The organism is Myxococcus sp. MISCRS1, from assembly GCF_026626605.1.
GTDB lineage: Bacteria > Myxococcota > Myxococcia > Myxococcales > Myxococcaceae > Myxococcus > Myxococcus fulvus.
This window is the reverse complement of record NZ_JAPNKB010000001.1, coordinates 1,525,031-1,539,176: the sequence shown is the minus strand read 5'-3', so window position 1 is coordinate 1,539,176 and position 14,146 is coordinate 1,525,031. Positions and strand designations below refer to the sequence as shown.

Sequence of the window (14,146 nt, the reverse complement as noted above, 5' to 3'; positions counted from 1 at the left end):
AGCGGGGGCCTGGATGATTCTCAGTGCCGGGGCGAGGTGTAGCCGCCACCCAGCGCCGGCATCAGCGCGGGCGAGGACGGCTGCGGCGCGCCGTTCTTGGCGCCCGTGTCGGCCGTGTCGAAGAAGCCGTTGAGGCCGGCGATGCCCAGCGAGAAGTTCGTCACCCAGCCCGAGTCCGGCTTGCCCGCGGCCGCGTTGATGTCGAGCGGACGGGCGAAGTGCAGGCGCATCAAGAGCGGCCCCAGCGACACGTTGAAGCCGATGGCGGCGTCCAGCACGCGGTGGTCCCACAAGTCCCGTGAGCTGTTGCCCACGCCGCCCACGTCGACGCCAGCCACCGCCTCCAGGTCGTTGAGGAAGGCCACCCGGATGATGTCGTTGAGCGGCAGCTGCAGCTCCAGCGTGGAGTAGACGAAGTTGCGGCCCAACAGCCACCGCTCGTCGCCGAAGTTCACGCCGCGCAGGGTGTCGAACGAGGACAGGAAGTAGGAGCGCGCGTAGCGTCCGCCCAGCGTGGTGCCCGCGCCACCGCGCAGGAACAGGTGCGTGCGGCCGTAGATGGGGAAGTAGCGCTCGGCGTCGACGCGCACGTTGCCGTAGGCCTCGGAGTTGAACGGCTGCACGCCCACCGTCGTCTCGAGCAGCGCGGAGCTGCCCGACAGCGGGCCCGTGGCGTAGTGGTACTTGAGGCTGTCGTAGCCGATCTGCCCGCTCAGCTCTGTCTGGAAGCGGATGGAGCCGTTCTTCTGGTTCCACAGCGACAAGAGCTCCCGGTTGGCCTCGTTGCGGTCCGGGAAGAAGAGGCGGAACTCCGTGTCGTCGTCGAGGAAGTACTTGGTGCCACCCACGCTCAGGTCACCCTGGATGAACAGGAAGGTGCTCAGCGGGTAGCGCAGGCTGCCGAGCGCGCCGAAGTAGCGCTCCGCCGACGTGAAGAAGACGGGCAGGTCGTCGAACGTCTGGTCCACGCGGAAGCGCAGCGACTGGAAGAGGCCGCCGCCCCACGTCGTGCGGCGCTCGTCGTTGATGTAGAGCATGTAGCCGTCGGTGAGGTCGAAGCTGCCGTACACCGCCAGCGTCAGGATGAACTGGTGGTCCCGCATGCGGTCGCTCGCCGCGGCGAAGAGCTGACCGACGAAGCCGCCGCCGCCCGCGCCCGCGAAGCCGAAGATGGGGCCGAACTCCAGGTTCTGTCGGGCGAAGGGCCGGTAGGGCGTGGCGTCCGTGAGCGGGCGCACCGCGAGCGGGTTGGGCGGCTCGGGCGGCGGCTCGGGCGGCACGTCGAGCGCGAGCATGCGCGGCGGCCGGAGCACCGCGGGCTTGCGCTCACCGGAGACGTGGAAGAGCATCCACAGGCTGCCCTCGGGGCCGGGACCCGGCTCGAACACGCCCGTGGTCAGGTCCGTGCGCCGCACGATGCGGCCGTCCGCCATCAGCTCGTGCAGGTCGGAGCTGCTGTTGTTGAAGGCGGTGAAGAACACGCGCCCGTCCGCCAGCGCCACCGGGTCCGCGTGGTCGCGGTCCTCGCTCGTCAGCCGCTCCACCTGGCGGGGCGCGTCCACCTTCACGCGGAAGAGGTTGAACTTGCGGTGAGACGTCGCATCCGACGTGAAGACGATGCCCGCGGGGCCCCACGTCACCTGGCGCTCGGAGAACACGTCGTCGGTGAGCCGCAGCGGCTTGGCGTCGGGGCTGGCGTTCAGGTCGATGACGTACACGTCGCGCAGGCCCTCGTCCTGGATGCCGATGAAGGCCACCCAGCGGCCGTCCGGGGAGATGGCCGGCGAGTACGCGGCGAGCAGCCCGTGCTTGTCGATGCGGTACGTCTTGCGGTCCCCCAGCTCCAGGTTCACCGACGTGCCCACCTCCCGGTCGATGCCGGTGCGGATGGGGTTGCGGCGCACCAGCACGTCCTGGGAGCGCTTCTCCACGGTGTGCTTGTAGTCCTGCACGTAGATGACGTCGCGCCCGGTGATCTCCGCGACGAACGCCAGCTTGTCCTTCGACAGCGCGAAGTTGCGGCCGGAGATGGGGTGCAGCGACTCCACGCCCGGCATGCCGTCGCTGGCCACCCGCACGTTCTTGTCCGGCGCGCGCGGGTCCATCATGTACAGCCGGCTCTCGCCCGTCTCCGGGACGATGGTGCGCATGGCCAGCACCGAGCCGTCCGGGGAGCTGGTGAACGCGGTGATGTAGCCGGGCGCCTTGTCGAGCAGGTCCAACGCGGGCGCGGACTGCTCCGAGCCCAGGTACGTCTTGTACGCGCGCCGCTTCAGCCAGTTCTCGAACCGCGCCGACAGCCGCTTCGGGTCATCGCCCGTCAGCCGCTCCAGCAGCTCCTCGAACTTCAGCGACGGCGTGTCCTTGGCGCCGCCCACCAGCCGGGGCGACTCCTCCAGCACGCGCTGGATGAAGCCCTTGCCGTACTCCTCCTCGAGGAAGGCCACGCGCACCTGGCCGACCTTGTAGATCCACAGGTAGCCGTAGGGCCCGGGGGAGAAGAAGTCGAGGAACGCGTAGCCCTTGTAGAGGTCCGGGTTCACGAGCAGGTCCCGGACCAGCATCTCCGCCTCGGGGTCCATGCCCCGCTTGGCGTAGAACTCCGCGAGGCCTTCGATGAACCACAGGGGGATGGCCTGGAGCGGCTCGCCGAACACCTTCGCCTGCTCCGTCACGGTGCGCACCTTCTGGATGGTGAACTGGTGCGCGAGCTCGTGCGTGCTGACCTCCTCGAAGAGCCGGTGGTCACCCAGGTACGGCAGGGTGAGCTTCAGGTCACCCTCGGTGCTGGTGACACCCAGGGTACCCTCGGACAGCGGGAAGAGGTTGGTCTGCAGGAACTCCTGGTAGCTGCTGTAGAGGATGTACGGGAAGGTCTCCGTGGGGACGTACTGGAACGTGTCCACCAGGTAGCGGTAGGCCTCCTCGATGAGCGGCGCGGCGCGCTCGGCGACGATGCGCTCACGCTCGTAGAAGTAGAAGCGCACCCCGCCGGCCTTCGCCCCCAGCGACCTGGCGTAGGTGTAGTTGAAGCCTCCATCCGGTGAGCCGCCCAGCGCGGGGCCTCCCAACGCGGGCGCGCCCAGCGCGGGGCCTCCGTCGGGGTCGCCCAGCGCGATGCCTCCGTCGGGGGCGCCGAGCGCGGCGGTGCTCAGGGGCGTGCCGCCGTCCTCGTTGGAGGCGACAGCGCCCGGAGGGGGCGGGGGGCCGGCATCCTCGGTCTGGACGAGCTCGGGTGCGGGGCTGGGCGACAGCGTGGTGGACGGCTCGGTGGGCGCGGCCGCGCCGGAGGGCGGGGATTTCGTGTCTCCGGCCTCCGCGTTGGCGGTGGGGGCGTCCGGGTTGGCGCCACCCTGGACTCCAGGGGGCTGGTCATGCGCCGTCCTGTCCGGAGGCCTGGCCTCTTCGCCCGTGGCCTGGGGGCCGACGAGGATGTCGACGTGCCGCCACTCGAACTCGTAGCTGTTCACCGGCGTCTTGCCCGGGCGGCGAGGCACGACGAAGACCTGGGCCAGCGCCAGCTCCGGCAGGAGCAGGGCCAGCGCGGCGGCAGCGAGGAGACGGGGGTTCACGAACACCTCATGGGTGGGGTACTGGCGAGACAGGGCTTCCTGGGAGGCTCGCTCTCAGGAGTGAGCCTATACAAGGGCCTCGTTTATTTCTTTCCGTTTACTTGCCCGACGGTGGGCGTCCCGCATCCCTTGGGGAGAGTGAGGGAGGGGCTTTCGTTGTGTGGCATGGCCCGGTATGCATACGGGTCATGAGACGCCTCTTCGTACTGAGCAGCACGCTGGTCCTTGCCCTGGGTTGCGGCAAGGACGGGGACTCCAAGAACAAGGCGGAGTGTCACCTTGCCGCCATCAACCTGTCGTCCTGTCAGCGTTCAAGCCTCGCGGCCCTGCAACCCGCGGGCGTGTGGAACGTCAATGTCGAACTGAACGATGGCTCGGGTTCGGCGGGCGCGCTGCGTCTGTCGGGTGCGGACGGCGCGAAGGTGCTGGGCTTCACCGTGACGGAGCAGCAGCACACGGAGGACTCGTACTACCTGGCCGCGGACGTGGTCGACCCGTTCGAGCGCACGGTGCGCTACGCCTTCGCCGGCTGTGAGGCGAGCTCGCCCAGCCGCATGAAGGGCACCTTCCGTCGTTGCGTGGACGGAGAGCTGGACCTGCAGGGCACGTTCGAGGCGGCGCGCCTGCAGCGCAAGGCGGACGAGGTCGAGGGCTCCGGGGTGGAGCTGGTGCGCGAGATCCACCTGGGAGAGGAACTGGTCCCCAAGGAGCTGACGGTGGTGGGCGGCCGCGCCTACGTCACGCTCGGCAAGGATGGCTTCGCCATCTACGACGTGAGCGTCCCGTCGGAGACCCGGAAGCTGTCGGGCCCCAAGCCGTCGAGTGATGTCTACAACGACCTGGTGGTGCACGGCACGCTGGCGTACGTGGCCAGCCAGAAGAGCGGCCTGGTCATCTACGACGTGGCGGACCCGGAGAAGCCGGTGGTGCTGCGCTCGTTGACGGACCCGTCGGTGGAGGTGGGCTCCCTGGCGCTGAACGGCAACCTGCTGTTCGCCGCGTCGCCCGCGCCCAACGGCGAGGTGTTGGTCTTCGACGTGACGACGCCGCTGCAGCCGAAGCTGCTGAGGCGCTACTTCATCGAGGGCGCCGAGCCTTTGAGCGGGGAGGTGCCTTTCGACGTGGTGTCGGTGGGGAACCGGCTCTACGTGAGCAACTGGACGTTCGGCGTCACGGTGTCGGACATCACGACGCCCTCGGCGCCGAAGCTGCTGGGCCGCTTCGGAGGCATCTCGTCCCGCTCGTTGGCGGTGGGCTCGGTGAATGAGCGTCCGTTGGTGTTCTCGGGTGGTGAGGACTGGGGGTCGTTCGTCAGCGTGCTGGACGTGTCCAATCCGGCGAGCACGCTCCAGGTGGGGGAGTTCCGGGTCCGCCCGGAGGTCTCCGTGCGCGCGATGGCGCTGTCGGGGACGAAGCTCTACGTCGCGCACTACCAGGACGGTCTGCGGGTGGTGGACGTGAGCAACCCCGGCGTTCCTCGGCAGGTGGCGTACTTCAACACCTACCGCGAGACGGACGCGGGCCGTGGCCTGTCGTTCTTCGAGGGGCTCAACGCCATCGCGGTCCCGGGTGACGGGTACATCTACACGACGGAGTCGTCGCGGGGTCTGCTCATCTTCCGCGAGACGCCGGCGCCCTGAGTCTGGCGTGACTTCCGGTGAGGCGCCTCATGCTGGAGGCGCCTCACGCGGTCGTGGTGCTGTGTGGGAGTCTAGGGCGACAGCAGCGAGTTGCCCGTTCCGCTCCTGCCGAGGCTGGCGCCGCGTGCGAGGTTGAGCTCGATGCCGGCCTCCTGGAGCGCGAGCCGCGCGGCGTATCCGTCGCTGCGTCCCGCCGCGTCACGAGCGAGGTTGAGCAGCGCTCGGGCACGGTCCGCATGGACGATGACGTTGCCCTGACCGAACGCAGCGGCGCTCTGGCGAATCTCCGCGAAGGCGCTGTCGGCGATGTCCAGGGCATCGTCGACGTCATCCGCGCCCTGCTGGATGGCGGCGTCGGCGGCCATCATCCATTCGCCGGCGCTCTGGAGCGCGGAGAGCCGCTGCTGGCGTGATTGCTCGGTCTCGACGGCGCGCTCGCCGAACGTGTCGACCTGCTGCTGGGTGGCGACGGCGTTCTGTTCAATCTGGTCGTCGCGAGCCCGGAGCTCTTCCTCGAGCTCGTCGAGTCGGGCGCGCAACTGCGCGACCTCCGTGTCGTTCGAAGCGGGGGGATTCGAGGTCGCGGAGGTCTGCTGTTGTCCGGAGGGGGCGTTGTTGTTCTGCGGCACGGAGGTGCCCTGCGTGTCGGTGGATTGAGGCACGGTGTTCGAGCCCGAGCCACCGGTGCCGTTCGGGGAGACGGGCGACGTGCCCGTGGTGCCCTGGCCACCGCCTTGCTCGGCCTCGGTGGGACCGAAGCCGCCCAGCGAGTCTTGAGGCTCGGGCTGCGCGCCTGAGCCGCCCGTGCCCGATTGCGTCGAGGGCTGAGGCGTCGTGCCCGAGCCACCGATGCCGCTCTGGTCGTTCGGAACAGAGGTCTGAGGCGTCGTACCCGAGCCACCCGTACCGTCGACCTGTCCACTTACATCCGAGCCTTGCGGAGCCTCGGCGCCGTAGTTCCCCGAGGCGCCAGTCACATCCTGTCCGCCCAGCGGAGCGGGGGCGGGCTGTGAGAGCGCGGACGTATTCGAGCCTCCGGGTTGATTCACCCGAGCATCGCCCCCTTCATCGCCGACATCACCCGAACCGCCGACGCCCAGGTCCGTATCGGACACGGTCGAACCGGCGCTCTCCGTCTGCTCCGCACCGCTCCCGCCCGTGCCCTCCTGCACCTGCGCGGGGATGGGCACATAGGTCTGATAGGTCTCGTCGACGGCGATCTCGCTCGGCGTCGCCGGTGCCGTCCCATCGGGGAGGGCGGGCGTCACCACATAGCCGCTGTACGGCGTCGTCCCGTCCGCGGTGGGCTGCTGGATGACGTAGTTCGGGGGGAGCCACGCGCCATCCGCCTCCTCGGCGGCCTGCTCGTTCGCGTCGCGCAGGGCCTCCGCGGCCGGGTCGCGGACGTTCGGGTCCATGGGAGAGGGGTAGGGCGTCTGGCTCTGTCCCTGAGCGACGCTCAACCCCGCGGCGAGGGCGATCCACAGGTTCATGTCGCCAGAGTGTTCACTGCTCGAATTCTCCGGCACCTCGGCGGCCCGCTTTCCCCTCGCTCGCATGCCCGACGTGCGACCACCCCGCCGCCCGCTGGGAGAAGTCGAAGGGCCGTGTCCCCACTCGGGAACACGGCCCCTCGAATCCCTCCGCTGACCACCGCCTCAGATGCTGATGCGCAGGCCCGCGCCCAGCTCGAAGGTGGGGTAGTTGATGGTGATCGGCGGATTGGGCGGCTCGCCTTCGCCCGCCGGCGCACCAGGAAGCGTGAACCCGCCGAAGCGGAACTCGCCACCCTTGTGGCCGTAGTGGACCGCGCCGTACGCCTCCACCGTCAGATAGCTCAGCGCGCGGTGGGTGACGTTGAGCCGGCTGATGTACGACTTGTCCGAGAGGTTGCTCAACGTGAACAGGTTGAACGACGTCCGCTCGAGCGAGCCGGGGCGGTCCAGGAAGAGGTACGCGGAGCCGTAGTGGCGCCCCGTGTACAGCGGCTGGAAGGCCTGCTTGAAGAGCAGGAACGGATAGCCGAACGAGCTCGTGTAGCCCGTCGAGTTGTAGAAATACTCCACGCCCAACACGGCGATGTCATTCTCACCGTACGCGAAGCTGTAGTTCGCGCCAGTCGTCACCTGGGGCGTGAGACCCGAGGGGAAGTAGGCCTCGACGATGTCGGGATTGGCGAGCACATCCTCCGCCGTGGTCCCCGGAGGAACGCGGTACAGCGGCTGCTCCGTGCTCTTCTTCAGCGCCACCTCGCCATACACATCGATGGGCCCCAGCGCGGAGGACACATCCAGTCCGAAGCGGGGCTTGCGCCCCCGCTGGGCCACCGTGCTCAAGCCCACCTCCGCGGGCCCCAGCACCACCTCGGCGCGCAGCGCGCCACCGATGCGGCTCAGGCTGTTGACGGGCTCGGACACCCCCGCGCGAGGCACGCCGCCGGTGTTGTCCGTGAGCACGCCCGTGTCGGTGCCCAGGTCATCCATCACCGCGAGCGCATAGAAGTTCCAGCCCCGAGCCTCCCAGGGGACATGGACCTTCAGCATCGACACACCGGTGCGCAGGTCGACGAAGGCCAGCGGGTTGCGCCGCTGCGGGGACAGGAAGTCGGTGGGGTTCCAGATCTGCCCCGTGCCCCACTTCACGTGCTGCTTGCCGACGGTGAGGAACACCGTCCGCTCGATGTCGAAGCGCAGCCACGCCTGGTCCAGGAGGACGCGAGGATTCGCCAGGGCGCCCGCGGTCCCCGACTGCGTGGACACGGTGGGGTCGTAGCTCAACCGGCCCACCACGAAGCCCCGCAGGCGGTCCATGGGCCGCGCGTCGAAGTACCCGTCCACCAGCGTGGGCGCGGAGAACGCCGTATCGCCGAAGGACGTGCCCTGCGTCGCGGCCGCGAAGCCGCGCAGGTAGAACTGTCCGCCAATCTTCAGCGGATCATCCACCGCCTCCTCGGAGTCGAACGCGCTGCGCGTCGCCGGCCCCGAAAGCGAGCGTGAGTCCCGGTCTCCAGGCTCCGGCGGCGCCTCCGTCAGCGGACGCTGTCGCTCCGTCGCGTCGCCCGTGTTGCTGGCATCCGCGTCCGCCGAGGGCTCCGAGTCCCCGCCGAACAGGGCATCCTCGCTCGGACGCTCCGATGACGGAGCCTCCGAGGGAGGCGTCGAGGACGGGTCCGCTCGCGCGGGCGGGTCGTCCCCTCCGCCGAACAAGGCATCGTCGTCCCGCTGCGCCGACTGGCCCAGCGCGGCGGGAGCAACGAGGGCCACGGACAGCGCCGTGGCCAGGGTGAGGGCGCGGGGGCTCATCGGCTCTTGCTCTCGAGCCAGGCCTTGGTGAAGAGGTTGGCCTCCAGCGAGCGCAGGTCCACCGACTTGATGAGGATGATGGTGGAGTTGGCCTTCTCCACCTCGTCGTAGATGCGGATCTCCTCGGGGAACCAGACGTCGGCGCCCTTGGACTCGCTGAAGATCTTCTTCCAGCGCGGGTAGAGCGCGGTGCGCATCAGCCGGCCGGACAGCGCGTACTCCTCGCGCTTGAGGATGTTGGTGGAGTCCTTGTCCACCCACAGCTTCACGACGGGGTAGGCCACGTCGACGTTGGGCTTCACCTTGAGCGACAGCTTGTGCGCGGTGTACTTGCCCAGCTTGGCCTCGCCCTCGTACGTCGGGTCGAACTCCTCGGCCAGGCGGGACTCGTCGAAGTCGGCGCGGCGGCTGTCGGTGCCGGCGATGCGTTCGCGCTCCGTGCGACGCTCCCACTTGCCCACGTTGGGGTCGTAGCTCCAGAGGTTCTTGTCCATGCGGAGGTAGCCCTTGCCGGCCTCCGTCTTGGGCTTGCTGAAGAGGATCATCAGCTTGTCGTCCGCGTCGCGTCGGTACACGAACGCCTCGCGCACGTTGTCCGTCTTGTCCTTCTCCTTCTGCTCCAGATAGATGAGCGCCTTGTAGTCGCCACCATTGCGCTGGCGATCGTCGATGGTCGCCAGCATCTGCGTCATGACGGCCGGCTCCAGGGCCAGGGCCACGGGCGCGGACAGCAGGGCCGCGGTGACGACCGCGGCGGACAGCAGGCTCTTGAGGCTCATGGAAATCACCCGATGTGGTGCATCGCCGTCACCGGCTTGAGCCGCGCGGCGAGGAAGGAGGGAATCAACGAGATGAGCGTGGTGCAGGTCGTGATGAACACCATGGCGCCCACCACCGCGCCCGCGTCCACCACCAGGTTCAGCCGCTCGGACATGATGAACATCGCCACCACCTCGGGGACGCTCACGTTCGCGGCCGTCACGCCCAGGCACACCGCGAGGCCCAGCAGCGCCCCCACCAGCGTGCCCAGCGCCCCGAGCGTCATCGCCTCGAAGAGGAACATCGCCACCACGCGCGTCCTCTGCATGCCAATCGCGCGCAGCGTGCCAATCTCGCGGGTGCGCTCGCGGATGGCGATCCACAGCGTGTTCATGATGCCCACGCCGATGATGACCAGCAGCACGAAGATGAGCACGCCCGTCAGCCCGTTGAGCGCCGTGAGCGTCCAGGTGATGAAGGACAGCTCGTCCTCCCAGTTGGTGATGTCCAGCTTCTGGCCCGTCCACGCCTCGCGGTTGACGACGTCGAACTTGAACCAGAACGCGCGCGGGTCGTTGTCCATCACGGTGAAGCCGGCCTTGGCCAGCACCTCGCGCAGCCGCGCCTGGACCTGCGGCACCTGCGAGACGTCCTTCAGGTACAGGTAGAGCGCGCCGGTGGTGTCCTCGCGCAGTTGGTAGAGCGAGCGCAGGGTGGAGGCTTCGACGTAGATGTTGAAGTCGCTCATCATGCCCATGTCACCGGCGATGGCCGCCACGCGCACGTCCACCGTGTTGTTGGTGCCGCGCATGGTGGGCGCGGAGATGGTGATGGTGTCGCCCACCTTCACCTCCAGCCGCTTGGCCTGCTTCTCGAACAGCAGCGCCGTGCCGGACTCCGACAGCCCGTCGAGCGAGCCCTCGCGAATCTGGAGGACCTTGTGGAGGCCTGGCTCGTTCTTCACGTCGACGCCGCCGATGCCCACCTGCATGGAACTCTTCTCGCTGACGATCTTCGCCCAGCCGCGCCCGCGCTGGACGGCGTAGTCGAGCTCCGGAATCTCCTTCCGGACCAGCTCCATGACCTTCGGGTAGGACGTCACCACGGGCGCGGCCTGGCCGGCGGTGACCTTGTAGAAGCCGCCCACGTTGACGTGGCCGGTGGACAGGATGGTGGCCGAGCGCAGCAGCGTCTCCTTCATGCCCGTGGACAGGCCCATGAGGATGACGAGCAGCGCGGTGACACCCGCGATGGCCCCGCCGAGCAGCAGCGTGCGCCGCCGGTGGGTGCCGAGGTTTCGGAATGCGATGAGGAAGAGCTGGAACATGGGTCACTCGTCCGTCTGCATCGCCTGGAGGGGCGAGACGCGCGTCGCGAGGAACGCGGGGTAGAGGGTGGAGATGGCGGAGACCAACAGGACGATGACGAACGCCGCGACGAGGTTGCCGGCGCTCAACGTCGGGTAGAGGCGGGGACCGGAGAAGAAGAAGTACAGCGCCTCGTTGCCGGCGGGGATGCCCGCGCTGCCCAGCGCGCTCATGATGCCGCTGCCCACCAGCGCCCCGCCCAGGCCGAACACCGCCCCGAGCAGCACCGTCTCGATGAGCACCATGCTCAAGACGAAGGAGCGCTGCGCGCCGATGGCCCGCATCGTCCCCACCTCGCGCACCCGCTGCAGCGTCGCCATCATCATCGCGTTGTTGATGATGACCAGCGCCACCACGAAGATGATGAACACCGCGAAGTACAGCACCAGCTTCGCCATCAGCACGAACTGGCCGATGATGCCCGCGGCCTGCTGCCAGGACACCACGCGCAGCTTGAGCCCCGCGGCCTGGGTCGACTCGCGCAGCTCCTCCATCGTCCGGTCCAGCTGCTCCGGGTCCTTCAGGATGACCGCCGCGCTGAGCGCCTCGCCCTGTTCGATCTCCTGCTGCGAGTAGACGCGCGCCACCAGGTCCTCTCGGGCCAGCGCGCCCAGCCCGCCCTCGAACACCTTGGACTCCTCGATGAGCCCGGGCGTGGCGTCCGCCACCAGCGTGTTGCCGCTGTCCTCGCCGAAGAGCGCCTCCTCCGCGCTGCCCCGGTCCAGCTCCTTCAGGCCGCTGCCCTTCTGCAGCTCGGTGATCTCCGCCTTGCGCTCCGGGCTCAGGTAGCCGTAGAGGTCGCGGAAGGTCATCAGGTCCATCAGGTTGATGGCGCCCGCCATGAAGGACTTCTCCAGGCCCTTGAACTGGTAGGTGCCGTAGACCTTCACGTTGATGCTCTGCACGTAGCCGGTGCGCGTGAAGGCGGTGATGGTGAGCGAGTCCCCCATGCGCAGCCGGTACAAATCCAGCAGCGGCGCCAGCTCCGCGTAGAACTGCTGGTAGCGCGTGTCGAAGTTGTCGTCGGTGGTGGTGAAGAACTCCGACAGGAGCTTCTCCAGCGATGGCTCCTGGCTGCCGAGCACCTTCTGCAGCCGCTCCACCGCCTGGCGCGTCTTCACCGGGTCCAGCTGGAAGAGGATTTCCCGCGTCTGGGTCTGGTTCTCCTTCACCCAGCGCTGAAGGGTCGGGTCGGTGTCGATGCGCTTCTGGTTGACGTCCCGCTCCTGCTTGATGTTGTCCAGGCGCAGCGCGGACTTCAGCTTGAGGAAGTTCTCGTAATAGAACTTGGACATCAGCATGCCGCGCTTGCCCGCGGGCACCGCCTGTCCGTCCACGACCTCCATGCGGTCGAACGACTTCTGGAACGCGTCCAGGTCCGTTCCCACGTAGCGGAAGTCCAGCAGGTCGCCGTCCGGCAGCTGCGGGGCGATGCGGTTCTCCAGGAACTCGAGCGAGCCGAACGGGTCCTCCTCGAAGGCGCTCCAGAACGCGTCGGTGCGGGCGCGCGCCAGCGCCTCCACCTCCACGGGGTCCTGGGCGGCCTCTGTGAGCAGCTCGCGGCTCTTGGCCCGCTGCTCCTCCATCAGCGCCACCATCTGCCGCACGTGGCCCTTCACGCTGTCGATGTTCTCGCGAAGGGCAGGGGACTCACCCTCCGTCTGGCGCTTCTTGTACAGGTCGCGCAGCCGCGCGAGCGTCAGGTCCACCGTGTTGCCGGAGGTGATGAGCGCGCCGCTGGTGCCCATGGGCACCACCGTCTTCACGTTGGGGTGCTTCTCCAGCACCGGCTTGATGCGGCTGAAGTCGTCCACCACCGCCAGGTCCGGCTCGCCGCTCATGCCGCCGTACAGGCTCAGCTCGTCCTTGGAGTCATCCGAGTAGACCTGGATGTGGCCCGCGACGCTGCCGATGATGCTGCGGCTCATCGCGCTGTCCATGCTGTCGAGCAGCGCGCCGCCCACGACCACCAGCAGGGTGCCGAAGAAGATGATGCCGCCGATGAGGATGTTGATCTTGCTGGTGAACAGGTTGCGCAACGCCACCTGCAACAGCAACCGGAGCTGCCCCATGTCAGTGCCCCTCCGCGCCCGCGGCCATGGCCCGCTTCGCCTCGGCGGGGGTGAGCCGGTCGAGGATCTTCCCGTCCGCCAGGCGCACCACCGCGTTCGCGTGGTTCATCACCTTGGCGTCGTGCGTGGAGAAGATGAAGGTGGTGCCCTCCTTCTGGTTGAGCTCCTTCATCAGGTCGATGATGTGCTGGCCCGTCACCGAGTCCAGGTTCGCCGTGGGCTCGTCCGCGAGCACCAGCTGCGGCCGGGTGACGAGCGCGCGCGCCACCGCCACGCGCTGACGCTGGCCGCCGGACAGCTCGTTGGGGCGGTGCTTCGCATGGTCGGCCAGGCCCACCTGCTCGAGCAGCTGCATCACCCGCTCCTTGCGCTGGTTCTTGTCCAGCTTGCGCTGCAGGAGCAGCGGGAACTCCACGTTCTGGAAGACGCTGAGCACCGACACCAGGTTGAACGACTGGAAGATGAAGCCGATGGTGTGCAGGCGCAGGTGCGTGAGCTGACGCTCACTCAACTGCTTGGTGTCCTGACCCGCGACGCTCACCACGCCCGAGGTCGCGGTGTCCACGCAGCCGATGAGGTTGAGCAGCGTCGTCTTGCCGCTGCCGGACGGGCCGGCGATGGAGATGAACTCCCCGGGGTGCACCAGCAGGTCCACGCCCCTCAACGCGGGGACCACCACCTTGCCCAGGGTGTAGTCCTTGGTCACCTGGGTGATGGAGACGATGGGAGACTGCGCGACAGCGCCATTCATGCGGTGCGTCCTTTCGAAGCCTTGGAAGTGCGGGGTGTGGGGCGGGCGGCGCGCGAGGCTCGCCACCGCTCGGCGATACCGGCCATCTCGGCCAGGTAGAAGTCACAGAAGTCCGCCGCCTCGCGCAGGTGGTGCTTGTTCGCGAGCTGCGGCACGGAGAGGGCCTCCTGGCACACGCGGACGAACGCCTTGACGCTGTCCTCGGCGGTGCGAAGCCGGCTCTCCCAGCCATTGCTGTTGACGACGTAGTAGTGCTGCCGGTCTCCCGGCACGCTGACGGGCTCCACCAGTCCAATCGCCATGCTGGCGCGGATGTTGGTGGACACGGAGGCCGCGCTCACCTTGAGCACGCGCGCGAGCTGCTGCAGCGACAAAGGTTCGTCCGTCAGCATCAGCAGCGCGTGGATGCGCCCGCCGATGCGCGTGCCGCCCTGTCGCTCGAAGTACAGCCCCATCGATTCGATGAAGCGCTGCTCCGCGACGCCCAGCTCCTTCATGCACGGCCTCCGTCCCACCCGCGTGGGGGCCGCGCGCGACGCGCTTCCGCCGGGGCCCAGGGTGGCGCCCGGCATCTAGTTCGTTCAGACCATTCAGTCAATACTGAATGAAGTGAATGGACCGCCCCGAGGCGTCAGGTGGGGCGGGTGAAGCGAAGGCCCACGGCCAGGTGGGGCCGTGGGCCT

The 14,146-nt window shown here is 68.3% G+C and carries 9 protein-coding genes; 1 reads left to right on the top strand and 8 read right to left on the bottom strand.

All coding sequences use genetic code 11. The features are described from left to right. Positions 1-20 precede the first annotated feature (20 nt). Positions 21-3,572 (bottom strand): tolB protein precursor protein, encoded by a 3,552-nt coding sequence (locus OWM54_RS05950; protein WP_267696858.1) that lies wholly within the window; start codon positions 3,570-3,572, stop codon positions 21-23. 188 nt (positions 3,573-3,760) lie between these two features. Between OWM54_RS05950 and OWM54_RS05945 the strand changes: the two genes are divergently transcribed. Beyond that, positions 3,761-5,212 carry an LVIVD repeat-containing protein gene (locus OWM54_RS05945; RefSeq protein ID WP_267696857.1) on the top strand — a complete coding sequence of 484 codons (1,452 nt, stop codon included), beginning with the start codon at positions 3,761-3,763 and terminating at the stop codon, positions 5,210-5,212. Between the two features lie 71 nt (positions 5,213-5,283). On the opposite strand, the gene OWM54_RS05940 is transcribed toward OWM54_RS05945, so the two are convergent. From OWM54_RS05940 to OWM54_RS05910, 7 genes are all read right to left on the bottom strand, one after another. Continuing rightward, complete coding sequence (locus OWM54_RS05940) at positions 5,284-6,705, bottom strand: hypothetical protein (protein ID WP_267696856.1); 1,422 nt, start codon at positions 6,703-6,705, stop codon at positions 5,284-5,286. A gap of 165 nt (positions 6,706-6,870) precedes the next feature. Continuing rightward, positions 6,871-8,514, bottom strand: coding sequence for a hypothetical protein (locus OWM54_RS05935; protein ID WP_223746582.1), 1,644 nt, complete (start codon positions 8,512-8,514; stop codon positions 6,871-6,873). Further along, positions 8,511-9,293, bottom strand: a complete 783-nt coding sequence (locus OWM54_RS05930; RefSeq protein ID WP_141330679.1) for an outer membrane lipoprotein-sorting protein — start codon at positions 9,291-9,293, stop codon at positions 8,511-8,513. The genes OWM54_RS05935 and OWM54_RS05930 overlap by 4 nt, the downstream gene beginning before the upstream one ends. Before the next feature lie 5 nt (positions 9,294-9,298). Beyond that, entirely contained in the window at positions 9,299-10,600 is a 1,302-nt protein-coding gene (locus OWM54_RS05925; protein ID WP_223746583.1) for an ABC transporter permease, read from the bottom strand. Between the two features lie 3 nt (positions 10,601-10,603). Continuing rightward, positions 10,604-12,712, bottom strand: coding sequence for an ABC transporter permease (locus OWM54_RS05920; RefSeq protein WP_223746584.1), 2,109 nt, complete (start codon positions 12,710-12,712; stop codon positions 10,604-10,606). Between the two features lies 1 nt (position 12,713). Further along, positions 12,714-13,463, bottom strand: coding sequence for an ABC transporter ATP-binding protein (locus OWM54_RS05915; RefSeq protein ID WP_141330673.1), 750 nt, complete (start codon positions 13,461-13,463; stop codon positions 12,714-12,716). Beyond that, a complete protein-coding gene (locus OWM54_RS05910; RefSeq protein WP_223746585.1) occupies positions 13,460-13,960 on the bottom strand; it encodes a GbsR/MarR family transcriptional regulator in 501 nt (166 codons plus the stop codon). Before OWM54_RS05910 ends, OWM54_RS05915 begins: the two co-directional genes overlap by 4 nt. Positions 13,961-14,146 lie beyond the last annotated feature (186 nt).